The sequence below is a fragment of the Paraburkholderia fungorum genome, from assembly GCF_046027215.1.
Lineage (GTDB): Bacteria > Pseudomonadota > Gammaproteobacteria > Burkholderiales > Burkholderiaceae > Paraburkholderia > Paraburkholderia fungorum_D.
In genome coordinates, this window is the sequence record NZ_JAQQEN010000001.1 from 2,359,263 (window position 1) to 2,382,166 (window position 22,904).

24 protein-coding genes and 2 pseudogenes are annotated in these 22,904 nt (G+C 61.1%); 14 read left to right on the top strand and 12 right to left on the bottom strand.

The features are described 5' to 3' along the window. Positions 1–54: 54 nt before the first annotated feature. The 4 genes and pseudogenes from PQR27_RS10430 to PQR27_RS10445 all read right to left on the bottom strand — a co-directional run bounded on the left by PQR27_RS10430 (position 55) and on the right by PQR27_RS10445 (position 4,011). Positions 55–1,482 carry an MFS transporter gene (locus PQR27_RS10430; RefSeq protein ID WP_408523578.1) on the bottom strand — a complete coding sequence of 476 codons (1,428 nt, stop codon included), beginning with the start codon at positions 1,480–1,482 and terminating at the stop codon, positions 55–57. 19 nt (positions 1,483–1,501) lie between these two features. Then, positions 1,502–1,752: pseudogene (locus PQR27_RS10435) on the bottom strand (isocitrate lyase/phosphoenolpyruvate mutase family protein); the annotation flags it as partial. A gap of 47 nt (positions 1,753–1,799) precedes the next feature. Beyond that, entirely contained in the window at positions 1,800–2,702 is a 903-nt protein-coding gene (locus PQR27_RS10440; RefSeq protein ID WP_408523579.1) for an amidohydrolase family protein, read from the bottom strand. A gap of 31 nt (positions 2,703–2,733) precedes the next feature. Next, positions 2,734–4,011: an MFS transporter gene (locus tag PQR27_RS10445; RefSeq protein WP_408523580.1), complete on the bottom strand. Its 1,278-nt coding sequence runs from the start codon at positions 4,009–4,011 to the stop codon at positions 2,734–2,736. A 116-nt stretch (positions 4,012–4,127) separates the two neighbouring features. On the opposite strand from PQR27_RS10445, the gene PQR27_RS10450 reads away from it, so the two are divergent. From PQR27_RS10450 to PQR27_RS10465, 4 genes are all read left to right on the top strand, one after another. After that, a complete protein-coding gene (locus PQR27_RS10450; RefSeq protein WP_408523581.1) occupies positions 4,128–5,024 on the top strand; it encodes a LysR family transcriptional regulator in 897 nt (298 codons plus the stop codon). A gap of 32 nt (positions 5,025–5,056) precedes the next feature. After that, positions 5,057–5,311: a hypothetical protein gene (locus PQR27_RS10455; RefSeq protein WP_408523582.1), complete on the top strand. Its 255-nt coding sequence runs from the start codon at positions 5,057–5,059 to the stop codon at positions 5,309–5,311. A gap of 56 nt (positions 5,312–5,367) precedes the next feature. Beyond that, positions 5,368–5,649, top strand: coding sequence for a recombinase family protein (locus PQR27_RS10460; protein ID WP_408525453.1), 282 nt, complete (start codon positions 5,368–5,370; stop codon positions 5,647–5,649). A 359-nt stretch (positions 5,650–6,008) separates the two neighbouring features. After that, positions 6,009–6,707 carry a ferredoxin reductase domain-containing protein gene (locus PQR27_RS10465; protein WP_408523583.1) on the top strand — a complete coding sequence of 233 codons (699 nt, stop codon included), beginning with the start codon at positions 6,009–6,011 and terminating at the stop codon, positions 6,705–6,707. Between the two features lie 172 nt (positions 6,708–6,879). Here the strand turns inward: PQR27_RS10465 and PQR27_RS10470 are convergent, their stop codons facing one another. Both PQR27_RS10470 and PQR27_RS10475 read right to left on the bottom strand, forming a co-directional pair. Beyond that, positions 6,880–7,155: a GlsB/YeaQ/YmgE family stress response membrane protein gene (locus PQR27_RS10470; RefSeq protein ID WP_408523584.1), complete on the bottom strand. Its 276-nt coding sequence runs from the start codon at positions 7,153–7,155 to the stop codon at positions 6,880–6,882. 168 nt (positions 7,156–7,323) lie between these two features. Further along, positions 7,324–7,557: pseudogene (locus tag PQR27_RS10475) on the bottom strand (ABC transporter transmembrane domain-containing protein); the annotation flags it as partial. Between the two features lie 291 nt (positions 7,558–7,848). Here PQR27_RS10475 and PQR27_RS10480 point away from each other — a divergent pair. Further along, positions 7,849–8,370, top strand: coding sequence for a zinc-ribbon domain-containing protein (locus PQR27_RS10480; RefSeq protein ID WP_408523585.1), 522 nt, complete (start codon positions 7,849–7,851; stop codon positions 8,368–8,370). A gap of 18 nt (positions 8,371–8,388) precedes the next feature. On the opposite strand, the gene PQR27_RS10485 is transcribed toward PQR27_RS10480, so the two are convergent. The 5 genes from PQR27_RS10485 to acuR form a co-directional block, all read right to left on the bottom strand. Next, positions 8,389–9,303 (bottom strand): VOC family protein, encoded by a 915-nt coding sequence (locus tag PQR27_RS10485; RefSeq protein WP_408523586.1) that lies wholly within the window; start codon positions 9,301–9,303, stop codon positions 8,389–8,391. Between the two features lie 35 nt (positions 9,304–9,338). After that, positions 9,339–10,097 carry an enoyl-CoA hydratase-related protein gene (locus tag PQR27_RS10490; RefSeq protein ID WP_408525454.1) on the bottom strand — a complete coding sequence of 253 codons (759 nt, stop codon included), beginning with the start codon at positions 10,095–10,097 and terminating at the stop codon, positions 9,339–9,341. Positions 10,098–10,268: 171 nt separating this feature from the next. After that, on the bottom strand, positions 10,269–11,528 hold the full coding sequence (locus PQR27_RS10495) for a CaiB/BaiF CoA transferase family protein (protein ID WP_408523587.1): 1,260 nt from the start codon (positions 11,526–11,528) through the stop codon (positions 10,269–10,271). A gap of 27 nt (positions 11,529–11,555) precedes the next feature. Continuing rightward, complete coding sequence (locus PQR27_RS10500; RefSeq protein ID WP_408523588.1) at positions 11,556–13,223, bottom strand: GMC family oxidoreductase; 1,668 nt, start codon at positions 13,221–13,223, stop codon at positions 11,556–11,558. 139 nt (positions 13,224–13,362) lie between these two features. Further along, positions 13,363–13,995 (bottom strand): acrylate utilization transcriptional regulator AcuR, encoded by a 633-nt coding sequence (acuR, locus tag PQR27_RS10505; protein WP_408523589.1) that lies wholly within the window; start codon positions 13,993–13,995, stop codon positions 13,363–13,365. 218 nt (positions 13,996–14,213) lie between these two features. Between acuR and mdcA the strand changes: the two genes are divergently transcribed. The 9 genes from mdcA to mdcH all read left to right on the top strand — a co-directional run bounded on the left by mdcA (position 14,214) and on the right by mdcH (position 21,668). Beyond that, a complete protein-coding gene (mdcA, locus tag PQR27_RS10510; protein ID WP_408523590.1) occupies positions 14,214–15,875 on the top strand; it encodes a malonate decarboxylase subunit alpha in 1,662 nt (553 codons plus the stop codon). Next, on the top strand, positions 15,875–16,765 hold the full coding sequence (locus PQR27_RS10515) for a triphosphoribosyl-dephospho-CoA synthase (protein WP_408523591.1): 891 nt from the start codon (positions 15,875–15,877) through the stop codon (positions 16,763–16,765). Before mdcA ends, PQR27_RS10515 begins: the two co-directional genes overlap by 1 nt. 8 nt (positions 16,766–16,773) lie before the next feature. Beyond that, a complete protein-coding gene (locus PQR27_RS10520; protein ID WP_408523592.1) occupies positions 16,774–17,082 on the top strand; it encodes a malonate decarboxylase subunit delta in 309 nt (102 codons plus the stop codon). Positions 17,083–17,087: 5 nt separating this feature from the next. Next, the gene (locus tag PQR27_RS10525) at positions 17,088–17,939 is read left to right on the top strand and encodes a biotin-independent malonate decarboxylase subunit beta (RefSeq protein ID WP_408523593.1); all 852 of its coding nucleotides are present in this window, start codon (positions 17,088–17,090) and stop codon (positions 17,937–17,939) included. After that, positions 17,936–18,751, top strand: coding sequence for a biotin-independent malonate decarboxylase subunit gamma (gene mdcE / locus PQR27_RS10530; RefSeq protein WP_408523594.1), 816 nt, complete (start codon positions 17,936–17,938; stop codon positions 18,749–18,751). Before PQR27_RS10525 ends, mdcE begins: the two co-directional genes overlap by 4 nt. 93 nt (positions 18,752–18,844) lie before the next feature. Further along, positions 18,845–19,240: a malonate transporter subunit MadL gene (madL, locus tag PQR27_RS10535; protein WP_408523595.1), complete on the top strand. Its 396-nt coding sequence runs from the start codon at positions 18,845–18,847 to the stop codon at positions 19,238–19,240. Between the two features lie 14 nt (positions 19,241–19,254). Beyond that, positions 19,255–20,022 carry a malonate transporter subunit MadM gene (gene madM, locus PQR27_RS10540; RefSeq protein ID WP_408523596.1) on the top strand — a complete coding sequence of 256 codons (768 nt, stop codon included), beginning with the start codon at positions 19,255–19,257 and terminating at the stop codon, positions 20,020–20,022. A gap of 39 nt (positions 20,023–20,061) precedes the next feature. Next, the gene (locus PQR27_RS10545; RefSeq protein ID WP_408523597.1) at positions 20,062–20,739 is read left to right on the top strand and encodes a malonate decarboxylase holo-ACP synthase; all 678 of its coding nucleotides are present in this window, start codon (positions 20,062–20,064) and stop codon (positions 20,737–20,739) included. Beyond that, a complete protein-coding gene (gene mdcH / locus PQR27_RS10550) occupies positions 20,736–21,668 on the top strand; it encodes a malonate decarboxylase subunit epsilon (RefSeq protein ID WP_408523598.1) in 933 nt (310 codons plus the stop codon). Before PQR27_RS10545 ends, mdcH begins: the two co-directional genes overlap by 4 nt. Positions 21,669–21,678: 10 nt before the next feature. Here mdcH and PQR27_RS10555 read toward each other — a convergent pair whose 3' ends face one another. Further along, a complete protein-coding gene (locus tag PQR27_RS10555) occupies positions 21,679–22,593 on the bottom strand; it encodes a LysR family transcriptional regulator (RefSeq protein WP_408523599.1) in 915 nt (304 codons plus the stop codon). Between the last annotated feature and the right edge of the window lie 311 nt (positions 22,594–22,904).

Genomic DNA, 22,904 nt, shown 5'->3' on the forward strand with positions numbered 1-22,904 from the left:
TCCCGGTGAAAACGTTCGACCCACTCACGCCAGCCATTTTTTTGCGCGGCAGCTTCAGCACTCGCCCTGGTTCGACGAAGCACGGCGCGCCGGACTCACCGCCGCTCGCCTGACATGGGTTTCAGGCATCCATAGATAGACGAGCAGGGAAATGGCGGCCCAGATTGTGACGTACCAGAAGAAATACGACTCGTGGCCTGATGCCTTGAACCGCAACGCGACAAGTTCCGTCGTGCCACCGAGGATCGCTGTCGTCAGCGCGTAGGGGAGCCCAACCGCAAGTGCCCTGATCCGCGCCGGAAAAAGTTCCGTCTTCACCAGCATGTGGATGGAAGTGAAACCGCTCAACATGAGCAGCCCCGCGAAACAAAGCATGAACATCATCACCGTACTTTTCGTGCGGCTGAGAGCCTCAAAAAGCGGAACCGGGAACAGCGTGCAGCTCAACCCGAAAAAGATCAGAACGGGTCGACGCCCGATCAAGTCCGACACCAGACCGAACAACGGTTGCAGCGGCAGGTACAAAAGCAGCGCGCCAGTGGTGATGAGCGTCGAGTTCTCCTTGCTCAACCCGGCGGAGTTGACCAGGAACTTCTGCATGTAGACGGTGAACGTGTAGAAGGCAACCGTCCCACCTACCGTGATGCCGATCGCGAGCAGAATGTTGCGCCAATGCTGAATCAGCTGACGAACCACGGGCGGTGACAATTCCCGGCGGCCATCCTGGAAGGCCTGTGTTTCGCTGACATGACGCCTCATGTACATGGCGAAAAGTGCGAGAAGACCGCCGATGACGAATGGAATGCGCCACCCCCATCGCTCGATCTGATCCGCAGTGAAAAGCAGTCGTTGCATGAGCAACATAAGGCCTAGGGCGAGAAGCTGTCCTGCGACGACGCTGACCTGCAGAAAGCCGAGATAGAACCCGCGTCGATTGGCAGGCGCCACCTCGCTCAGATAGGTTGCGCTCGTACCGTATTCACCTCCCATGCTTAGACCTTGGAGAAGTCGTGCCGCAATAAGCAGCGCAGGGGCAAATACGCCGATGGTTTGATACCCCGGAGCTACAGCGACAATCAGCGACCCGAAACACACCCCTGCAACCGACCACGTTAGAGCCAGCTTGCGACCCAGGCGGTCCGCATAGAATCCGATCAACCAGCTTCCAAGAGGTCGGGCAACATACCCCACCGCAGCGATTGCGGCAGTGTTCATCAGCTGCACTGTGGCGTTTTCGCTCGGAAAGAACGACGAAGCGAAATAGATGGAGAATACGCTGTAAGCGAGAAAGTCGTACCACTCGATCAGGTTGCCCATGAGCGCGCCGATCAATGAGCGCAGGCGCACTGCCTCGGCGCGTTTCTCCTCTGCCTCTGAACCGGCGATCGCCGGGCCTTGTTGCAAAACGTGATTTGGAATCCTTACCATATCGATGTCTCCTACGTCGTTCGTTTTTTGGAAGTGGGTATTCGTCGCGGTCAATCGGCGTCCTTGTATCGTGCATCGGCAAGTCGACGGTGTCCCGAATCCGCGCAACATGTTCGGCCATGTCGCTCAATCCGACGAAACCTAGGTCGGGAAGACCGAACGACATATTCGTGACGCCGGCCCCCGTCAGATAGACCGCGCCAAAGCCAAAATACTCGATGACGCGCACGCTCATCGCATTGAATGTTCCGGCATCCGTAATCCCTTGCGCGCGTCGACCTGTTGGCGAAATGCCAATCGCCGAGAAGCGGTAGTGGAGTTCATCGGGCCGTCCTCAATCGGTAGTGAATCGGTTGACGGCGCATGCCGCGTTAACCGAAACGAAACAACTCTCTGGCTGACCGGCTGAGAATCGCCAGTCGGGTCGACTCCTGCGGAACCCAGGTCGCTAGCGCGCGAATCGACGCTGCATAGTCAATTAAGTCCTGATGCTCGGTATGCGGCCAATCGCTGCCCCAGACGAGGCGCTCGGCACTGAAAGCCTCCAGCAGCAGGGGGGTAAGCTCCTCTCCAAGGTCAAGCCCGCCGTCGCCCCGCGAGCTTCGATAAGCGGCCGACAGCTTCACCCACACCTTGCCGGTATCGGCAATCGAGAGCAGATATGTGAACCCAGGATCCGATACCCCGGCTTCCGCATTGGGCCTGCCGAAGTGATCGACGACCACCGTGCATCGCTGCGCGAGCAGTTCGCTGACGACCACGGGCAAATCTCTCGCCTCACGGTGCACCTCGACGTGCCATCGCAGACTATTGGCGCGCGCGAGAAGACGCCGCCAATCGCCGCGTCGAAGGTCTGGAAGCGGCAGCCCCAGAAGGTTCAGCCTCATGCCGACTACGCCAGCATCGGCAAGTGACTCAAGTTCTTCGTCTGACACGGCTGAGGCGACTACTGCGACGCCGCGAAATCGTTGCGGATACTTTCGACATATCGCCGCAAAGAACGAGTTATCGGTTCCGAGAAAACTGGGTTGCACGAGAACCGCGTGTGACACATCATTCCCGGCGAGATGCCTAACGTATGTATCCAGCGCTGCATCGTAGTCCGGTGCGTGGCGCCGCTGCGGCGCGAGTGGCAACCCTCGCACGAACACGTGCGCATGGGAATCGACAGCTGTAACGCGAGGCGTTGGGTCACGAAGCCACTCGCACACGCCTGCCCCTGCATCGGCAGCGTGTATTGCCGCATCGGTCGTACTGAGGTCGAGAGTGCTCATGGGTTCTGGCTTTCCGTTTGTTGAATACACGTTACTTTGACGACGGCACCGGCGTTTCGGAGACGACGACCGCAGGTCCGGTAGTGCGTTTCCTGGTCGGCTCGGGCAGCAGCAAGGCGGCGAGCACGACCAGTCCATACGCGATTCCCGCGTCGATACCGAGCGCCGCGCCGAGTGGCATGGAGTTGCTCATGTGCCCAATCAGCACAGGGAAAGTTGCGGAAACGATGCGCCCGAAGTTGTAGCAGAATCCGACACCCGTCCCCCGGATCGCTTGGGGGTACAGCTCGTTGAAGAGCGCGCCAAGCGTTGCAGGAATCCCGGCGGCGAAGAATCCGAGCGGAAAGCTCAGGATGAGCATGGCCGTGTCGCCGATCGGCAAAAAGACGTACATGTTGACGGTCACGGCGCAACAGATCGCGAACAGAATGACGTTGCGGCGACGGCCTATCCGATCCTGAAGCCAGGCGCTCAGGAAGCAGCCGAGAATGAACGCAACGATGACGACCGCCAGGTAGCCGCCGGTATCAAGCACGGACAGATGGCGCTCAGTCTTGAGGTAGGTCGGCAACCAGGTCGTGATTGCGTGGTAGCCGCCATGGGCGCCTAATCCAATCAAGGCGCCGACGACTGTCGTGCGAATGATGGATGGATGAAAGATGCCCGCTGCGGTGCGGACGGAACCCTGCTTGTCGCGGATGCCATTTGCATGACTCCGGTCTCGTGCCGGCTCCTCGACGTTGCGGCGCAGATAGATGACGAGCAGCGCTGGCAGCACTCCGGCAGCAAACAGTACGCGCCACGCCCATTCGGGAGAAACCCATGAGAAGACGACCGTATAAAGGATGACGGCTCCCGCCCAGCCAAATCCCCACGCGCTTTGCACGATGCCCATGGCTTTTCCACGATGCCTGGCATTGATGGTCTCGCTCAGCAGCACGGCGCCAGCCGTCCATTCACCGCCGAAACCCAGACCTTGCAGGGCTTTCAGTACGAGGAGCTGTTCGAAGTTCTGCGCAAAAGCGCTCAGAAACGTAAAGAGCGAGAACCAGATGACCGTAATCTGCAGGGCGCGGACACGCCCTATCCGGTCGGAAAGTGCGCCTGCCAACAGTCCCCCAAGCGCGCCCGCGACCAGCGTGGCGCCGCCGATCAAACCGGCCTGACCCTTGCCGATGCTCCAAGTGGCCAGGAGCGTCGGAATGACGAGGCTAAAGAGCTGCGTATCGACGCCGTCCAGTCCCCAGCCAGCGAAACAACTCCACAGCGCTCGCTTCTCCGCTCGGGAGATTTCCTCGTACCAACGCATAGTCTGTCTCCTTGTCGGGCGTATTTCGCCTTGATGTGTCGATCGTTTCCGGCAGTCTAGGATGCGTGGATGATCGCGGGTACTATGGAAACGATCTTTATTCATAACGCGACAATATGGAATCTGCACGAAACCTCAAGTACTTCCTGGCGGTCGCGGACGCGGGAAGCGTGACGGGCGCCGCTCAGGCGCTGGGCATTGCTCAGCCGGCCCTGAGCCAGGCGATTACCCGCATGGAGCGCGAACTCGGCGTCAAACTATTCGAGCGCACGCGGCGTGGCGCCGCGCTGACCACCGCTGGCGCGGCGATCGTGGACGACATTCGCCTCGGCGTTTCGCGTATCGACGCCGCAGAAAAGCGGGCCCGGGACATTGGTGCCAAGCTCGGCGGCAGGCTGACGGTCGGGTTCGCTTCCACGGCGTTGTTCGACGTGTTGCCGAGGTCGATGGCAGAGCTGCGGGCCCAGGTGCCCGGCGTCGAGCTGGTGTTGAAAGAAATGAGCAACGCCGAGCAGGCCGCCGCACTCGAGGAGGGGAGCATCGATCTGGGCCTGCTCCATACGCCGGTGGCTGTGGGAGGCAAGATGCGCGAGAAGCTGATCGCCCGGGAGCGGATGCTCGCGGTGATGCCGCTCGCACATCCGGTTTCGGAAGACGGCAAGGTGAGTCTGCGCGAGCTCGCCGACCTGGGGCTCGTCTGGTTTCCGCACGATCAGCTTCCCGTGATTCGAGCGGGGATCCTGAGCGCCTTCAGGAAGGCAGCATGCGAAGCGAACGTCGTCCAGCACGCAAACCGCTCGCTCACGGTGCTAGCCTGCGTCGCCGCCGGCTGCGGCGCGTCCTTGTTGCCGCAGTCCGTGCAGGCCATTCAGTTTGCTGGCGTCAGACTGTGCGAGGTCCGCGATGGCGCCGCGCTCCCGTTCTTCGAGATGAGTGCCATCTGGCCGCACCGTTCGAAGCCGGCCCTCGCAGATAAGTTCGCATCGTTGCTTCGTCCGAATCTCTCGACCTGATGCCACTTCGGCGCCAATGAGCCGTTCGTCGCATGGAGGTGTGCGACCTGCGGTTCGACATCGAAATCGCGGTGGAGGAAGCTGGCACGAAGCGAAGCATTCTCTGGCATCAACAGCGTGATGATTTCTTCGCGCTCGATTATGTGAAGTTCGAGGCAATGGTCTTTTTGAACTGCCTCTTCCCACTGCTTTCGGTCTGCATTGCCCACTTTGGCGGACGTCACGGAAAGGAGCATGTCCAGGCATGCCGCTTCTATCGTCACCAATCAAACGACCGTAAACAGTGAGATCCACTCAGGACCGTCGGTCTCGCTTCAACTCGCCGGTACACGCTGCGCAATATGTGCGCATGTCTACCGACCATCAGCAATGCTCCCCGATTTTCCAGAGGCAGGCGATTGCGGAGTACGCGGCGGCCCACAATATCCGCATCGTTCGGGACTATGACGACGCTGGTATCAGCGGACTCACACTACGCGAACGCCCTGCCCTCACACAACTTCTGGTTGATGTCGAAAATCCGGCGCACAAATTCACCACAATACTGGTCTATGACGTAAGCCGCTGGGGCCGATTTCAGGATGTTGATGAAGCAGCTTTCTACGAATACGCCTGTCGCCAGTGAGCTTGGCCCATCGACCGGAACGCTCAAATCCGCTTCGTACTGTGTGACCCTGACAAAGCTCCCGGCGACGCAGTGCGCCTGTCGCCGCCGTTGAACGGTTGTCTGCCTTGCCGACGCGATTATTCGGAACCTATAGCAAATAGGCCGTGTGCGCGGTGCAACTCACTCCACGAGAACTCACGCAATTCATTATCCGGGATGTCATATACGCGGCATTCAACCATCGCGTCTTGCGGTCAACATTTACGCGCCCTACTCTGAACCCGGCTATCGAACATAAAGGTTCGGGTTGGCCGCGATTCCGCGTTGTCACACCGAGCACCTTCCCATCCTTTTTGCAGGCCCATAGTGGAGAAAACATGGACGAGAAGATGATTGCAGCAATTGTGACGCGGAAGTGGCCGCTCGCTCAGGGATATCACGCCGTCGAATTGGAGACGAAGCACCAGATGGAACTACCACCGTTCGAAGACGGAGCAATAGTCGACCTCGTTCGGGACAATGGTAGCCGAACCGTGCGGTCGCACCCGCTGTGGCGCATTCCATCGCGCAATGACGCGTTTGTGCTGGGAGTCCGGCAAGAGGCCGGTAGAGAAACAAAGCAAGTCAGTTCAGGCTCTTCCTGGAACAGAGGGGACGAAATTCATATGGGCGTTCCGCGAGACCCTTCTGTTGTCATAGACCGAAGCGCGCGCTATATCCTGTTCTCAGCTGGCGTCGGAGTCAAAGCTATCGCGGGCGTCGCAAGGCATATCGCGTCAGTGAGCAGGTGCTGCCTGGAAATTCACAACTTCGCTCGAACACCCGAGCGAGCTGTGTTTCGGACGGATTTGGACGAACTTCGCGACCATGCTCAGGTCAATCACCGGATCGGGCTAAGCGAGGAGCAGATTGCGAGCGCCGCGGCTCACGCCGTGAGTCCCACTCACGCGAACTCTCATGTAATCTGCAGCGGACCGCCTTCGTTCATGAAGCTTATCGAACGCCAGGCGCTCCAGTGGGTCTATCCCTCGAATGTGCACAAAATCGTTCTTGGCGACAAAGTTTTCGGCAAGTGATATTGCGACGCTGCTGCTTCTGGCTGTGATTCAAAAGTCGAAAGCGCCTCCGCTGTTGGGGCAGGAATGATCACTGTTCGACTGCGCGTTTTGAGGCTAACAGACTTGTCACCACCTTAGCTTTGGAAGTTGGTTTTGGCGGACCAGCCGCCAGAACCAACCCGCTGTCGAATCAAAGTGAGCGCGCGCGACCTCCGCTGAACAGGCGCAGGAGGGCAAGCAGGATGACAGCACCAATCAGGGCGGTAACCAGTGAGCCTATGATGCCGCTTCCCAAGTGCAGCCCTAGAACGCCACCAAGCCATCCACCAATAAACGCGCCAACAATCCCCACGATGATGTCGACAAGAATGCCAAAGCCGCCACCGTCAACAATCCGACCGGCCAGAGCGCCGGCGATGCCGCCAATAATCAGCCAAAAGATAATGCCATGTGAGACCGGGTCCATAGTTGCAACTCCTTAGGTTCAACCGCTCAAGCGGTTATTGCCAGCAAGCGCGCTGTGACGGGACAGGAGCAAGAGGCGTTCCCGCGCAGTGGTTCTCTGGAGAAAATCTGAGCCGATGGTGTCTCCTTTTACGAGCGATGCGCGCGCATACTCGCCGACGTCACCGATGCTGAGCCGTGACAGCACCTCGCCGGTCTGCGTGGTCTCGAAGAACTGCGGGCTCATCCCCAGCACGTGACCGTAGACCGCACGTCGCAAGTCGGCCGTGACCCGCTCGCCCAGCCACGACACGAGGTAAAAGCGCAACGCCGTGGCGGCGGCCAGTACCAGCGAAACGACGAATAGCGCGAGGAAATAACGATCGATGTGCGCCCGATCGCCCCCGGCAAAGCCACGATCGATCCAAACTGATAGGCCCAGGCGGGCTGACGTTGCGTCAGATCCACGAACAGGTGCAGAAGAGCGTCGAGCGCGACCGCGAAGAGCAGGCATCGCGCAACGCTATCGCTCCGCAGCGCAGCAGGTGGCAACGTTGGGTGCGCTACGTGTGGGGCCGCGGCGGGCGTCGCTAGGCGGCGGGCTTACCGCTACAATAATTTTCTTGCGGCCAGACGCGTTGCCTCTAATCTAGACTAGAAAGACTGTGTTATTCGCCTTTAGCCGACGAAACCAGAAAACTGACCGGAGGAATTCATGGCGCTGGTCAAATGCAAGGAATGCGGGAACGAGGTTAGCGACAAGGCGACGACGTGCGTCAAGTGTGGCGCGCCCGTGACAAAGCTGCAGACCGACGCGGGAAAGAGGTTGGGCGGCCCGGGGGTGCTTATAGTCGGTGCGTTGATCACCTGGGGTTGCGTTTCGGACAATAGCGTTAAGAACGTCAGCGACGCAGCGAACCAGGCCCAGTCGTGTAGCAAGGACGATCTGCAATGTCTCGGCGACAAGGGAACCGCTGCGGCCAGCATCTATTGCAAGAATCCGATCGAGCGGCTTGCGACGCACATCGTGAAATGGACGGGCGGCACCTACGAGATGAAGTTCAGCCGCTTTCGCTGGACCGATGAGCCGGGCGGCCCCATCACCTACATTGGCGACAAGGCCGAGTTCCAGAACGACGTCGGCGCCTATACGCCGATCATTTACCAATGCGACCTTGCCAGTGATGGCAAGACGGTTCTCTCCGTCGGTGCGACCGCAGGCAGATTGCAGCCCTGACGACGCCCGGATCCAACATCAGAACACCCCGCCAAACCCCTCGCCGCCCGTTCTGTAATTACGGTTAGTCAGATCTGGATTCCGGTTCACCAACGGCCTCGCGTACAACGGATGACGCAAACTGCGTACTTCGTGTTCAAGTGTGAAGCAATGCGTTCCACTCACAGGATCGACGAGTTCGGCGAAGCGATATTGGTGAGGTTCCTCGCCGTAATTCAAACCGCGCCCGACGAGTCGCTCGTAAGGTCCGGAAAAATCGGCCACATAGATCTGGATGTGATGGCCATCGTATTCCTGGCTCGTCGAGAGCGCTTCCGCGTAGACGAGTTGTTGATGCCTACCGACCGCGATCACCGCTTGCAGCGACCCGTTGCGCTTACGTACGTCGACAGACGCACGGAATATCTCGCTATAGAACGCAGCAATTGACGTCGCGCAGCCGACGGGCACATCGAGTTGCACATACACGATACCAAGATCGATACCCGCCCACGGGTCGCTCGCCACGCATGCTTCAGGATCGAGACAGTCGTAACGATTGCCCCATGGACAGATCACTTCCACGCGGTCGTCCCGCTCGGTCCATCCGAATCGGGTCTGCTCCAGCAAAGGCCCAGCGGCGCGCAGCCGCTCGATCAGCGGCGCACGCCTGCCCACTATCAGCCCAACATGTCCGCGAAGGCGCTGTGCGTCGCCGTGCGGCAAATGAATCTGCGACCGGCCGACGTTCACCCACATGTTGGTCGGGCCCGTCATCAGAAAGGGATCGCGTGTCAGACCGAGTGCGCTGACATAGAACGCGGTTGCGAGACGCTGGTCCGGGATCGTGAGATTGACGTGCTCGAGCAGCACCAGATTGCCGATGTCTTCACGTGTGTAGTTGGAACACTCCATCAGTTTGCCCCCGAAGGATTGACACAGTAGACCAAACATACACGACTCGAGCGGCGCTCGCGACCTCCTTCCCCTTAGCGATGCCTGAACACCGGTGCCCGCTTGGCCAGGAAGGCGAACATGCCTTCCTTCTGGCCTTCCGTTGCGAACGCCGCCTGGAAGAGTCGTCGTTCATGCAGAACGCCTTCGCTCAGCGTCGATTCGAACGCGCGATTGACGGCCTCCTTCGCAAGTCGCACAGCAGGAGCGTTGTAGCCCGCGATCGTGTGTGCGGTCTCAAGGGCCGTTTGCAACAGTTCCGAAGGCGGCACGACGCGCGCCACCAGTCCTGCAGCCAGCGCCTCAGCCGCGTTGAGGTTACGGCCCGTCAGAATCAGGTCCATGGCGAGAGACTTACCGACCGCGCGAGTGAGACGCTGCGAACCGCCGATGCCCGGCAAGATTCCCAGCTTGATTTCGGGCTGCCCGAACTGGGCATCCTCTGCCGCAATAATGAAATCGCACATCATTGCCAGCTCGCATCCGCCGCCGAGCGCGTACCCGCCCACCGCGGCGATAATCGGCTTGGAAATCGAACGTACGCCGTCCCACTCGGCAAAAATGTCATGGGTGTTCAGGTCATTAAACGACCTGTCCACCATCTCCTCGATATCGGCTCCGGCAGCAAAGGCGCGAGCACTGCCAGTGATAACAATGGCGCCAATCCGATCGTCGCGATCGAAATCCTTAAGCGCGGCCAGGACTTCGCGGGAAAGCTGGACGTTGAGCGCATTGAGGGTTTTCGGACGATAAAGCGTGATAAGTCCCACGCGCTCGCGACGATCGATCTTGATCGTCTCGTACTCCGGCGCGGCTGCACTCCGCTCGGCGGCTACGGGAGTGGCCGAGGCCGAGCTGGTTGCGGTTTCGGTTGCGGAGGAATTGCCCTGTTTTCCGGCGGCATTGCGTACCACTGTTACGTCAGCTGTCATGGTGTCACCTCATCCATTCAAATGTTTATTGCGTCATGCAATCAGATCCGACCGTTCGCTGTGGAACGAGTCCTTGCCGTCCAGATCGGCCCCGGATTGCGACCTGTATGCGCCGGATGCGGACATCAATTCTGCCAGGATGGCCTCTTTATGTTCGCTCACCGCAGGCGCCCTTTTCGCAATCGAAATGTCTTCTGCCGGCGACGTGCTCATCTTGATCGGATTGCCTGCGGTGCGGATCTTCTTACCTGCTTTGCCCTCAACCTGAATGATCATGTTCCGTGCATGCAGTTGCGGGTTTTCAATCACTGCGTCGATGGAGTTGATGGGGCCGCACGGCACACCGGCCTCATTAAGCTTATCCAGCCACACACTGACAGGCTGCGTGCCAGTCACGCTTTCGATTTCCCTGATGAGTTCCGGTCGATTCTGCACCCGCAAGTCGTTCGTGAGAAAGCGTGGGTCCAACGCGATTTGAGCAATCTCCATCGCATCGGCCATCAGCATGAAGAGCTGGTCATTGCCCGCGGCGATAATGAATCGGCCGTCCTTTGCCTGAAAGCTTTCGAACGGTGCCAGCGACGGATGCGCGTCTCCCGTGCGGCTGGGTACTTTTCCCTCGACGTCGAAGCGCGCGAACGCAGTCTCCATCAATGCAGCCTGGCAATCGAGCATACCGATATCGATGTGAGTGCCCTGCGCGTCGCGCGATCGTTTGTACAGGCCGGCCAGGATGCCGATGATGCCGAAGAGCCCCGCACCCAGGTCACCGAAACTCGGACCTACACGAGAGGGCGGGCCATCGGGCCAGCCGGTGAGGCTCATCACCCCACCCATTGCCTGAACGACGATGTCGTATCCCGGCAGGTCGCTATAGGGTCCGGTATGCCCGAAGCCTGAGATGGATGCATAGACGATGTGAGGATGCGAGCGGGACAGTTGCTCCGCTCCGTACCCCATCCGGTCCATCACGCCGGGTCTGAAATTTTCGACCAGCACGTCCGCCTTATCCAGCAGACGATCCAGCAATTCACGGTCACGCGGGGATTTGAAGTCGAGCGCAATGCTTTCCTTGCCGCGGTTAAAGCACATGAAGTAGCCCGATTCATCATCGACGAAAGGGCCGAAGGCTCGGGTGTCGTCACCTGTACCAACCCGCTCCACCTTGATCACCCGTGCGCCGAGGTCTGCCAGCACCATCGTGCAATACGGTCCGGAAAGAACGCGTGAAAAATCGATCACGGTGATGCCGTCAAGCGGCCCTTTCTTCACCGTGCCTTTGCTGTCGCCCATAGTCGACTCCTTGCAATAAAACTTAAGTTAGATTCCCGCACGAATCCAATGCGCAGCTTTTTCTGCGATCATCATGGTGGGAGCACTGGTATTGCCACTTGTGATGGTGGGCATCACGCTTGCGTCGACAACCCGCAGACCGGCGATACCGCGCACGCGAAGGTGGCTGTCGAGCACGACCATGGGGTCGGCGAGACTTCCCATCCTGACGGTGCCGACCGGATGGAAAATTGTCGTTCCTATCTCACCCGCCAACCTGGTCAACTCCGCATCCGAGTCGAACTGGCGGCCAGGCTTGTACTCGTCCGGCAGATATTTGGCGAGCGCAGGCTGATTTGCGATGCGTCTCGTCAGTCGCAGCGAATCCACAGCCACTTTCTGATCTTCGGACGTGCTGAGATAGTTTGTAGATATCGCCGGTGCGTCTTCAAAGTTCGCACTCTTGACGAGAACCGTACCCCGACTAGTGGGATTGATATTAGCGACACTCGCCGTGAAAGCGGAAAACGTGTGCAGTGGCTGACCGAACGCTTCCAGGCTCAGTGGCTGAACGTGATATTCCAGATTCGCGTATTTCTGCGACGGGTCGCTTTTCGCAAACGCACCCAGTTGCGATGGGGCCATGCTCATGGGTCCGGAACGACGCAGCGCATATTCCAGCCCGATCTTCGCTTTACCGACCATGCTGGAGGCGAGATCGTTCAGTGTCCTGGTATTCTGAATTTTCCAGACCGCCCGGATCTGTAAATGATCCTGCAGATTCGCACCGACGCCCGGCGTATGCTGCACGACATCGATACCTGCCTTCTTCAGATGCGATGAAGGCCCGATGCCCGACTGTTGCAGAATCGCCGGCGAACCGATTGAACCGGCACTCACTATGACTTCGCGTGTAGCCTGGACGGTGACCCACTCCCTGCCCCGTACAATCTCAGCACCCGAACAGCGCAGCGAACCATCCGGATTGCTATCGATGATGAGTTTCCTGACCTGCGAATGCGTCCAGATCGTCAGATTAGGACGCACGTCCTTGATGGGTCGAAGGAATGCCTTGGACGTATTCCAACGCCATCCATCCTTCTGATTGACGTCGAAGTAGCTGACGCCGAAATTGTCGCCCGTATTGAAGTCGTCAATGAGCGGAATGCCTTCCTGTGCCGCCGCCTGTGCGAACGCATCAAGAATGTCCCACCGCAGCCGTTGCTTCTCCACGCGCCACTCCCCTCCATTCGCGTGCACTTTGGCAATCGCATCGGCACGTCCGCCAAGCGACGCTCGAATGTCGGGATCGAGCTTGTAATAACTTTCATGAGCCAGAAAGTCCTTGAGGGAGTTCTCCCACGTCCACTCCGGACTGTCAGCCATCGCTGCCCACTGGTCGTAATCGCGCGCCTGCCCGCGCATGTAGATCATTCCATTGATACTTGAGCTGCCTCCCAGCGTCTTGCCGCGTGGATAGATCAGCTGCCGGCCGTTGAGCCCCTTGTCCGGCTCGGTACGAAAGCGCCAGTCGGTGCGTGGGTTATCAATGCAGTGCAGGTAGCCGACCGGTATGTGAATCCACATGTAGTTGTCGGGACCGCCGGCTTCAACCAGAAGGACATTCTTCGTCCTGTCTGCGCTGAGGCGGTTTGCGAGCAGGCTGCCAGCGGATCCGGCGCCAATCACGATGTAGTCAAACTGAGATGTGTTCATATTTCTTCCGGCAGTTGTTCGCCAGTCGGGTTCCGAAGAACAAACCGGCGCAAAACATGACGCCCTCGATCAAAATTCCTGTTACTACGTTGCCTTCGTTTAATTAGACCGATTGTCTACAACCGGGCAAAAAAAAGAGCTATTTTTTCACGCTGGCAAAAAAACCCTCTGCAAACATACGCAATGACATTGGGTCGCCATCAAGCTTGGCGCGAAGCACGGCCCCTTCCCATCCAATCCAGAAAAACGTCGCCAATGCCTTGCAGTCCTTTTCAGGAGAAATCTCACCAAGCTGCTGTGCTTCCTGCAGGCACTTCGCGGTACGTCCTTCCCAGTCGTCAAACACGCGACGAAGCCTGTCGCGGTAGCCTTCGGGAAGCGCGCCCATTTCCTGGCCCAGATTACCGACCAGGCAACCACGCCGAAACCCATAACGACGCATACCGGCCTCCGCGTCAGCGGTGAAGTCATGCATTCGCTGCAACGGCGAGCGGTTTGCATTGCCCAATATCCGGTCCAGCTTCCTCGCGAAATAGGCCGCATATCGGTCAATCAACTCTGCTCCAAAAGCCTCTTTGCTGCCGAAATAGTGGTAGAAGGAGCCCTTTGGTACGTTCACACTCTTCAGGATTTCGTCAATTCCGGTCGCCGAGAAGCCCTTTTCCGTGAGCGTAGCCACTCCGGCGCGCAGCAGGGATTCCCGCGTTTCGCTGTAGCCGGCTAGCTCTTTAGGAGGGCGCCCTCGACGGCGCTGGGTGGTTGGCGTGTTCATGAAAATAATAATAGACCGAGCGTCTATGAAATGCAAGTGACCGTCATCCGCCACGCCGCGGCCCGCTTTTGACGGACCGGTCTCAACGCGATGACCGTTTCCGGCGGTGCAACGGCCGGAAGGATCATTACCCTTGGGATAACGAACTCGCTCCAGGCGTGATTGAACCGGTGCCGCTCGCTCCCTAGACTGGCCTCACGTCCTGAACGAGAGCCCCCATGTCAAGCCAAAGCCACTCCCAATCCCGCTGGGCCACGCGCCGCGCGGAAAAACATCGCCGCCTCGCGCGTGTCGCATCGATCGTGGATGGCGTGGTGCTGCCCACCGAGCGCATCGTAGACGTTCTGCAGAGCCTGATCGCACCGGGAGACCGTGTGGTTGTCGAAGGTAACAACCAGAAGCAGGCTGATTTTCTGTCGCGCTCCCTCGCGAAGGTCGATCCGGAAATCGTCCACGACCTGCACCTGATCATTCCGGCCGTCAGCCGCGCGGAACATCTGGATCTCTTCGAGCGGGGCATCGCCAGAAAGCTCGACTTCGCCTTCGCGGGAGCGCAAAGCCTGCGCATCTCCCAGTTCCTGCAGGACGGCATCCTCGAAATGGGCGCGATCCACACCTACATCGAACTCTACGCGCGCCTCTACGTCGATCTGACACCCAACGTCGTGCTGGTCGCCGGATACAAAGCCGATCGCGCAGGCAATCTGTACACGGGCCCGAGCACCGAAGACACACCCGCGATCGTCGAAGCCGCCGCGTTTCGTGACGGCATCGTGATCGCGCAGGTCAACGAGATCGTCGACGATCCCAAGGACCTGCCGCGCGTGGACATCCCCGGCTCGTGGATCGACTTCGTGGTCCAGTCGGACAAGCCGTTTTTCATCGAGCCGCTCTTCACGCGCGACCCGCGCCTTATCACGCCGATCCAGGTACTGATGGCGATGATGGCGATTCGCGGCATCTACGAGCGGCATCAGGTGCAGTCGCTCAATCACGGCATCGGCTTCAACACGGCCGCGATTGAACTGATCCTGCCGACCTATGGCGAGAAGCTCGGCCTCAAGGGCAAGATCGCCAGGCACTGGACGCTCAACCCGCACCCGACGCTGATCCCCGCGATCGAAACCGGCTGGATCGAGAGCGTGCACTGTTTCGGCGGCGAACTCGGTATGGAAGCCTACGTCGCGCAACGGCCAGACGTCTTCTTCACGGGCCGCGACGGGTCGATGCGCTCCAATCGCGCGATGAGCCAGATGGCTGGGCAATACGGCGTCGACATGTTCATCGGTTCGACCTTGCAGATGGACGGCGAAGGCAATTCGTCGACTGTGACGCACGGCCGCCTGACCGGCTTCGGCGGTGCACCCAACATGGGGCACGATCCGCACGGCCGCCGCCACGCCACGCCTGCCTGGCTCGATCTGCGTCAAACCGATAGCCCGCTCGAACGTGGCCGCAAGCTCGTCGTGCAGATGGTCGAGACGTTTCAGGCGGGCGGTCAGCCGACCATTGTCGAGTCGCTCGATGCAGTCGAGGTCGGGCGGGAATCCGGCATGCCGCTCGCGCCGGTCATGATCTACGGCGACGACTCCACGCACGTGCTAACCGAGGAAGGCATCGCCTATCTGTACAAGGCGCGCTCGCTCGAACATCGCAAGGAGATGATCGCGGCGGTCGCGGGCGTGACGCCCATCGGCCTCACGAGCAGCGCGGACAAGCTCGCGGCGCTGCGTCGCGACGGCTTCGTCGCGTTGCCCGAAGACCTCGGCATTCATCGCAGCGAAGCGACCCGGTCGCTGCTGGCCGCGAAAAGCGTCGCTGATCTCGTCGACTGGTCGGACGGACTGTATGAGCCGCCCGCACGTTTCCGGAGCTGGTGATGCGCGAGAACCTCGCAACAGCCGCGTCGCAGGCGCGACGCGAAGCACCGGACCTCGCCGATCGCCTCGGCGAACACGTGGTGGCGGCGCTGATCGAAGAAGTCACGCTCGCGCCGAAACCAGGGCTCGTCGATATCCGCAGCCGCGGCGCGCATCACGATCTCGACTGGAATCTGATGTGTACGTCCGCCTATGTACTCGGGCCGACCTTCGCGGAGATGGCGCGCGCGGGCTTTGAAACGAGCCCGTTGCTGACGCTGCGCGAGCGCATCGGTGCAATCGGACGGGTCGGCGAAGTTCGCATGCTGGACGCTACGCACGGCGTGAACACACATCGCGGTGCGATCTGGGCGCTCGGACTGCTCGTGACCGCAGCAGCACGGGAACCGCAGGATCTCAGCCCGGCTGGCATAGCCTCGCGCGCGGGATCGATCGCGCGTCTGCCCGACCGCCTCGCACCCGCCCTCACCGGCCACAAAGGCGAACAGGCGCGCCTCGATTACAACGTTGGCGGCGCGCGAGGCCAGGCGCAGGCCGGCTTTCCGCACGTGGTCGACGTGGCGCTGCCGGAACTCTCGCGCTCGCGCCTGCGCGGCGACACCGAAACGGCGGCCCGCCTCAACGCGCTGCTCGCGGTCATGGCAAGTCTCGATGACACCTGCGTGCTCGCGCGCGGCGGACGAAGCGCGCTCGCGAGGACGCAGGACGGCGCACGGCGCGTGCTGGAGCACGGCGGCGCCGCGGCGCTGGCTGGCCGTCGTCACCTGAAGACACTGGACCGCTGCCTTGTCGAGCTGCACGTATCGCCCGGCGGCGCGGCAGATCTGCTCGCCGCGGCCCTTTTTGTCGACAGGCTTCAACACGAAACCTGTCAAACGATGAACGTATAGGAAAGCTAATGGAAACCATCCTCCTTGAATTCCCGGCGGGGCAGCCCGCACAAGGCCGCGCCCGGGCGGGCGTGGTTGCATCCGGAGACCTCGAAGTACTGCTGGAATCGAACACGGCGGAACGCACCGTGGTGAACATCACGACTTCCGTCGATGGCATGGACCGCGTCTGGCAATCCGTGCTCGAGCGCATCTTCGGCGACGGCTCACTGCCTGCGGCAAAGCTCGAAATCAACGATTCCGGCGCGACGCCGGGTGTCGTGCGAATGCGCATCGGGCAAGTGTTCGAAGCACTGAAATCAACCCGCGGAGCGTGACAGTCATGGATACACAGGAACTGCTTGAGCGCGAAAGCTTCATCGAACTCAGCGCGCGCAGCCGTGCGAAGAAGCTGCTCGACGAAGGCACCTTCACCGAACTGCTCGATCCGTTCGAGCGCATCAGCTCGCCGTGGCTCGCGCGCCAGGGCATCGTGACCCAGGCCGACGACGGCGCCGTGGTCGCCAGGGGGACAATCGACGGACAGCCCGCGGTCGTGCTCGGCATCGATGGCGGATTCCAGGGCGGCAGCATGGGCGAGGTGTCGGCGGCGAAGATCGCCGGCGCCCTTGAACTCGCCGCCGAGGACAACCGCAACGGCATCCCGACGCGCGCCGTGATTCTCTTCGAGACGGGTGGCGTCCGGTTGCAGGAGGCGAACCTGGGGCTCGCGGCCATCGCGGAGATCCACGCAGGCATCGTCGATTTGCGGCGCTACCAGCCGGTGATCGGAATCACGGCGGGTCCGATCGGCTGCTACGGCGGCATGTCGATCGCAGCGGGCCTGTGCAGCTATCTGATCGCGACCCGCGAAGCGCGCCTCGGTCTGAACGGACCGGCTGTGATCGAGCAGGAAGCGGGCATCGCGGAATTCGACTCACGCGACCGTCCGATGATCTGGAGCTTCACGGGCGGCGAACAGCGGTATCGGGCGGGACTGGTCGATGTGTATGCCAGCGACGACGCCGATGCGATCCGCGCCGCGACGATCGAGCGCTTTCGCGCGGGACGTCCCGAAGCGTGCCGCAGCGAACGTGCCACAGCCTTTCTGCAAAGGCTCTCCGAAATCGATCCGGGTGAGCAGGCCACCCCGGAAAAGGCAGTCGCGATCTACGGCAAAGGATTTCAATCATGAGCACACAACAGCTTTCGAAGCGCGGCGCCGTCTGGCTCGACGCGCTCACATACAGCGCGCCGTTGCAGGCGGGCTTTCCGCCTTCGGTGCGGGTCGCCGATGCGCATCTCGGCGACACGCCGGCGCGTTTTATTGCCGTGGTGCCGGACCCGGACAATCCTTTTCCGCGCGTACGCCGCGGCGAAGTCGGTCTCGTCGAGGCATGGGAGGTTGCGCGCGCGGTGCGTGAAGTCGTCGATGCCGATGCAGCACGTGAGGAAAAGCGCGCAATCGTCGCGGTCATCGATGTCGCGAGTCAGGCGTATGGACGCAACGAGGAAGCCTACGGTATCCATCAGGCACTGGCCGGCGCCGCTGACGCCTATGCGAGCGCACGCCTCGCCGGCCATCCGGTGATCGGCCTGATCGTCGGGCGTGCGATGTCGGGTGCGTTTCTCGGACATGGCTACCAGGCGAACCGCCTGATCGCGCTCGCCGATTCGCAGGTCATGGTTCACGCGATGGGCAAGGAGTCCGCCGCGCGGGTCACGCTGCGCTCGGTCAGCGATCTCGAAGCATTCGCCGCAAGGGTGCCGCCGATGGCCTACGACATCGACAGCTATGCGTCGCTCGGGTTGCTCTGGAAGCTTCTGAGCGTGAACAACGCGGATGCGCCGACCGACGCCGATCAATCGACCATCGAGAAGGCGCTGCAAGCCGCGCTGGATGACATTCGCGCGGACCCGTCGCGCGGCCTGGGCAGCCGCCTCGGCAGCGTGCACCGCGCGGCCTCGGTAAAAGTGCGCCAGAAGCTGCGCGAAGAATGGAGGTGAACTCGCCGCGATATCAGCCTTGACGCGTCGTTGCCCACGGCGCGAAAAATCCGGCAGACCCCATGCCGATAAAGCTATGACAGGAGACACAACATGATCATCTACGGCACTGCACTGCTAGCGTTCTGCCATCTGGCGGGACTCTTTCTCGGCGACCTGCTCGGGGTTGCGATCGGCGTCAAAACGAATGTTGGCGGCGTCGGCATCGCGATGCTGCTGCTGATCTTCCTGCGTCTCTATCTGCATAAAAAGGGCCTGCTGCCGAAGGAGACGGAAGCAGGCGTCGCCTTCTGGGGCGCGATGTACATCCCCGTCGTGGTGGCGATGGCCGCCAACCAGAACGTCGTGGCCGCGCTCAAAGGCGGCCCCGTCGCGTTGCTCTCCGCATTCGCCGCCGCGGCGGTCTGCGCATGCTGCATCGCTGTTCTTTCCCGCACCGGTCGCGACAGCACGTCGTTCGTGAACGCTCCGCATCCTGAAGAAATCTGAAGCCGAGGTCTGTCATGTTGCATATGCTCGATAAGATATTGATCCAGAATGGCCTCGTCACTTCGTTCGCGCTGGTGGGCCTCATCATGTGGGTGTCGTCGCTGATTTCGCGCAAGCTAACGTTCGGACGCGTGCACGGCTCGGCCATCGCCATCGTGATCGGACTCGCCCTCGCCTATTTCGGCGGTGTGCTGACGGGTGGAGAAAAGGGACTCGCCGACCTTCCGCTCTTCACCGGCGTGGGCCTGATGGGCGGCGCGATGTTGCGGGACTTCGCGATCGTCGCGACCGCGTTCGAGGTGCAGGCAACGGAAGCCCGCAAGGCAGGGCTCATCGGCGTCGTGTCGCTGCTGCTCGGGACCGTATTGCCGTTCATCGTCGGCGCGAGCATCGCTCATGCGTTCGGTTACACGGACGCCGTCAGCATGACGACCATCGGCGCGGGCGCGATCACTTACATCGTGGGACCGGTGACGGGCGCGGCGATCGGCGCAAGCTCCGATGTAATCGCCCTCAGCATCGCCACGGGCCTCATCAAGGCGATCATCGTCATGATCGGCACGCCGCTCGCAGCCGGCTTCATGGGACTGAAGACGCCGCGCTCCGCGATGATCTTCGGCGGACTCGCCGGCACAGTCAGTGGCGTCAGTGCGGGGCTCGCCGCGACCGACCGCCGTCTCGTCCCCTATGGTGCGCTGATCGCGACGTTTCACACCGGCGTTGGCTGCCTGCTTGGACCGTCGGTGCTGTTCTTTGCGACCAAAGCGCTGACCACCGGCTGAGCGTGCCGTTCCCGCATACGCTGCGCGAAGGAGAATCCCTTGCATCCCCTGAATCCGTTGCCAGAGACTGAAACCATCGGCGGGCTGGTCCGCCCGCACGATCTTCTGTGGATAGGCGGACCGGACGACCTGCATGCGACAGCAGAAGTACCTGCCTGGGCGTCACGAGAGTGGCTGGTGCTCGCGCCGGTGGTCGTGCGGCGTGAAGCGATCACGGCGCACGGCAAGGTGCCGGTCGGGCTGCGCGGACGCACACGCAGCGAGCGGTTCGCCGCCTATGTCGCGCGCGGCAGCATCCGGCGCCACATCACGCCCGAAGCACTCGCGCAGGCGCGCGCCTGGCGCGCAAGCACCGCACTCTCGGCCCTGCCCTGCATGCGCGCACTAAGCCGCGTCGCGCCCGAACTCGACCGGCTTGGGCTGACGTGGGGCATTACCGGCAGCGTCGGTTTTGCGCTTGCGAGCGGCGTGAGCACGCTACGTCCAGACAGCGATCTGGATCTTCTGCTGCGTGCCGAGTGCCCCCTGTCGCGCGATGAAGCGCGCACGGTTTTCTCGATGCTGCAGGCCGCGCCCGCTCGCATCGACATGCAGGTCGACACCGGGCGCGGCGGCTTCGCGCTCGCGGAGTGGGCCGGCAACGCAGACCGCGTTCTGCTGAAGACGAACCACGGCCCTGTGCTCGTGGCTGACCCATGGGCGGCCGACGGATCATGAGCGTATTCTTTACCTTCCCCGGCCAGGGCGCACAGCGCGTCGGCATGCTGCACGCGCTGCCGGAGCACGTCGAGGCGGCGCGCGCGCTTGAAGAGGCCAGCGACGCGCTGGGCTACGATGTCCGGTCACTAGACGATAGCCATGCGCTGCGCTCCACGGTCGCGGTTCAACTGTGCTTGCTGATCGCGGGTGTCGCTCAAGCCCGGGTGATGAGTGCCGGTGGCCACGGGCCGGACATGGTCGCGGGGTTGTCGATCGGCGCCTATCCCGCCGCCGTGATCGCCGGCGCAATTGAATACGCCGACGCCGTGAGGCTCGTTGCATTGCGCGGCCAGTTGATGGAGCGTGCCTACCCAGGCGGTTACGGCATGACTGCGATCGTCGGCCTGACGCAGCACGCGCTCGAACGATTGATAGCGGAAGTGAATAGCACGGCCATGCCGGTCTTTCTGGCAAACATCAACGCCCCGACGCAGATGGTGGTTGCAGGTAGCGATCCGGCCATGCAACGTCTTGCAACGCTAGCGAGTGAACACGGGGCGCAACGCTGCGAGCGGCTCGACGTGGCGGTCCCTTCGCATTGCGCATTGCTCGACGCACCCGCGGCCGCGCTCGCCGATGCCTTCAACGCGGTCACCGTGCACGCGCCTCGGATCGTGTATCTGAGTGGTAGTGTCGCCCGCCCGCTCTTCGATGGTCCTCGTATCGCGGCCGATCTCGCCGGTAACATGGCGCGGCAAATACGCTGGCACGACACCGTGCGGCTCGCGTGGGAACGGGGCGCACGCATCGCCATCGAGATGCCGCCCGGCAATGTGCTGACCAGGTTGAGCAGCGCGACTTTCACGGAGGGGATCGCGCTGAGTTGCAGCGAGACCGCACTGCCGGACCTCGGCGCGCTCATTGAGCGCGAACGGGCGCGCCAGTGATGCAGGGAGATCAACTGGCGCTTCTCTGACGAAGACGGCACACGGCCATGAGCGCGAGCAGGTTCGGATCGCGCTCGCGTGCCCGCAGAAAGCTGACGCCGATGCTCTGCCGCATCCGGTATTGTGGCTTGAGCGGAATGAATTGAACCTTGTCACCGAACACGCCGCGCACCCGACCCGGCAACAGTGTGCAGCCGACCCCGCCACTGACCAGGTTCATCAGCGAAAAAATATCGCCGACTCGCATGGTGACGTTGGGCGTGAAATCCGCGACGCGAAACGCCTCCAGAAAGCCGCGAAACGTGACGAAGCCCTCGCCGAGCGACACGAAAGTCTCGTCGCGACAGTCCTTCAGATCGATGGCTTTCTGATTCGCGTAGGGCGATCCGGCGGGTGCCGCGAAGTAGATGTCATCCACGAAAAGCGGAAGCGATTCAACTTCGGACTCGGCATCCGGCAATGCCATCAGGGCGGCATCGACTACGCCCTGCTTCAGCTTCTCCAGCAGTTCCACATTCGACCCGAGCACGAGCTCAACCTGAAGCGTCGGCCGCCGCACCTTGATATCGACGACGATGTCGGGCACGGTCTTGATGGTCAATGAGTACAGCGAGCCTATCTTCAGACGATCGGACGAGTAGCCCGCGGCCGCACGCGTTGCGCGAATGCCATCGGACATCAGCGTGAGCACCTCCTGCGCGACATCGGCGAGCATCTGCGCAGCTTCCGTTGACTTCAGGTTGCGCCCCTCGTGTCGGAAGAGCGCACATCGCAAGCCTTGCTCGAGCGAATGCAGCGCACGATGCACGCTGACCGTGCTCACATCGAGGGCCTCCGCCGCCTTCGACAGATTCCCGGTTTCCATGAATGCCAGCAGGACTTCCAGCTTGCGAAAAGTGATCTCTTCGTCGATTCGGTCGCGCATCTCGAACTCTGACATAGTCGAAATTGACCATTATCTGCTCGTCACAGCGCTGGACAAATAGCATTAACCCCGCATTGTTCCCGGCATGCAGGCGGCCACTGTTCGCTCATTCTGCTTTGCCGGCAAGAGGCGGGAGGGTTGTGATGACTCGGTGAGGGTGCGATGGCTTCGGCGAGATACACATGGAGATGCCGCCAAAGGTCCGGTAACGCGCGGTGGAAGGCGGGTGCCACGATGCGTCGCATCGCGCACACCCGCCTGCGGAATGTCAGAATGAATTACGCACAACACCTGACCGTGGCAATCAGATT

Excerpts from the sequence above, each read along its gene's own strand:
- PQR27_RS10440 (WP_408523579.1), bottom strand. The coding sequence starts at position 2,702 with ATGAGCACTCTCGACCTCAGTACGACCGATGCGGCAATACACGCTGCC.
- PQR27_RS10445 (WP_408523580.1), bottom strand. The coding sequence starts at position 4,011 with ATGCGTTGGTACGAGGAAATCTCCCGAGCGGAGAAGCGAGCGCTGTGG.
- PQR27_RS10450 (WP_408523581.1), top strand. The coding sequence starts at position 4,128 with ATGGAATCTGCACGAAACCTCAAGTACTTCCTGGCGGTCGCGGACGCG.
- PQR27_RS10455 (WP_408523582.1), top strand. The coding sequence starts at position 5,057 with ATGGAGGTGTGCGACCTGCGGTTCGACATCGAAATCGCGGTGGAGGAA.
- PQR27_RS10465 (WP_408523583.1), top strand. The coding sequence starts at position 6,009 with ATGGACGAGAAGATGATTGCAGCAATTGTGACGCGGAAGTGGCCGCTC.
- PQR27_RS10470 (WP_408523584.1), bottom strand. The coding sequence starts at position 7,155 with ATGGACCCGGTCTCACATGGCATTATCTTTTGGCTGATTATTGGCGGC.
- PQR27_RS10480 (WP_408523585.1), top strand. The coding sequence starts at position 7,849 with ATGGCGCTGGTCAAATGCAAGGAATGCGGGAACGAGGTTAGCGACAAG.
- PQR27_RS10485 (WP_408523586.1), bottom strand. The coding sequence starts at position 9,303 with ATGTTTGGTCTACTGTGTCAATCCTTCGGGGGCAAACTGATGGAGTGT.
- PQR27_RS10495 (WP_408523587.1), bottom strand. The coding sequence starts at position 11,528 with ATGGGCGACAGCAAAGGCACGGTGAAGAAAGGGCCGCTTGACGGCATC.
- PQR27_RS10500 (WP_408523588.1), bottom strand. The coding sequence starts at position 13,223 with ATGAACACATCTCAGTTTGACTACATCGTGATTGGCGCCGGATCCGCT.
- acuR (WP_408523589.1), bottom strand. The coding sequence starts at position 13,995 with ATGAACACGCCAACCACCCAGCGCCGTCGAGGGCGCCCTCCTAAAGAG.
- mdcA (WP_408523590.1), top strand. The coding sequence starts at position 14,214 with ATGTCAAGCCAAAGCCACTCCCAATCCCGCTGGGCCACGCGCCGCGCG.
- PQR27_RS10515 (WP_408523591.1), top strand. The coding sequence starts at position 15,875 with ATGCGCGAGAACCTCGCAACAGCCGCGTCGCAGGCGCGACGCGAAGCA.
- PQR27_RS10520 (WP_408523592.1), top strand. The coding sequence starts at position 16,774 with ATGGAAACCATCCTCCTTGAATTCCCGGCGGGGCAGCCCGCACAAGGC.
- PQR27_RS10525 (WP_408523593.1), top strand. The coding sequence starts at position 17,088 with ATGGATACACAGGAACTGCTTGAGCGCGAAAGCTTCATCGAACTCAGC.
- mdcE (WP_408523594.1), top strand. The coding sequence starts at position 17,936 with ATGAGCACACAACAGCTTTCGAAGCGCGGCGCCGTCTGGCTCGACGCG.
- madL (WP_408523595.1), top strand. The coding sequence starts at position 18,845 with ATGATCATCTACGGCACTGCACTGCTAGCGTTCTGCCATCTGGCGGGA.
- madM (WP_408523596.1), top strand. The coding sequence starts at position 19,255 with ATGTTGCATATGCTCGATAAGATATTGATCCAGAATGGCCTCGTCACT.
- mdcH (WP_408523598.1), top strand. The coding sequence starts at position 20,736 with ATGAGCGTATTCTTTACCTTCCCCGGCCAGGGCGCACAGCGCGTCGGC.
- PQR27_RS10555 (WP_408523599.1), bottom strand. The coding sequence starts at position 22,593 with ATGCGCGACCGAATCGACGAAGAGATCACTTTTCGCAAGCTGGAAGTC.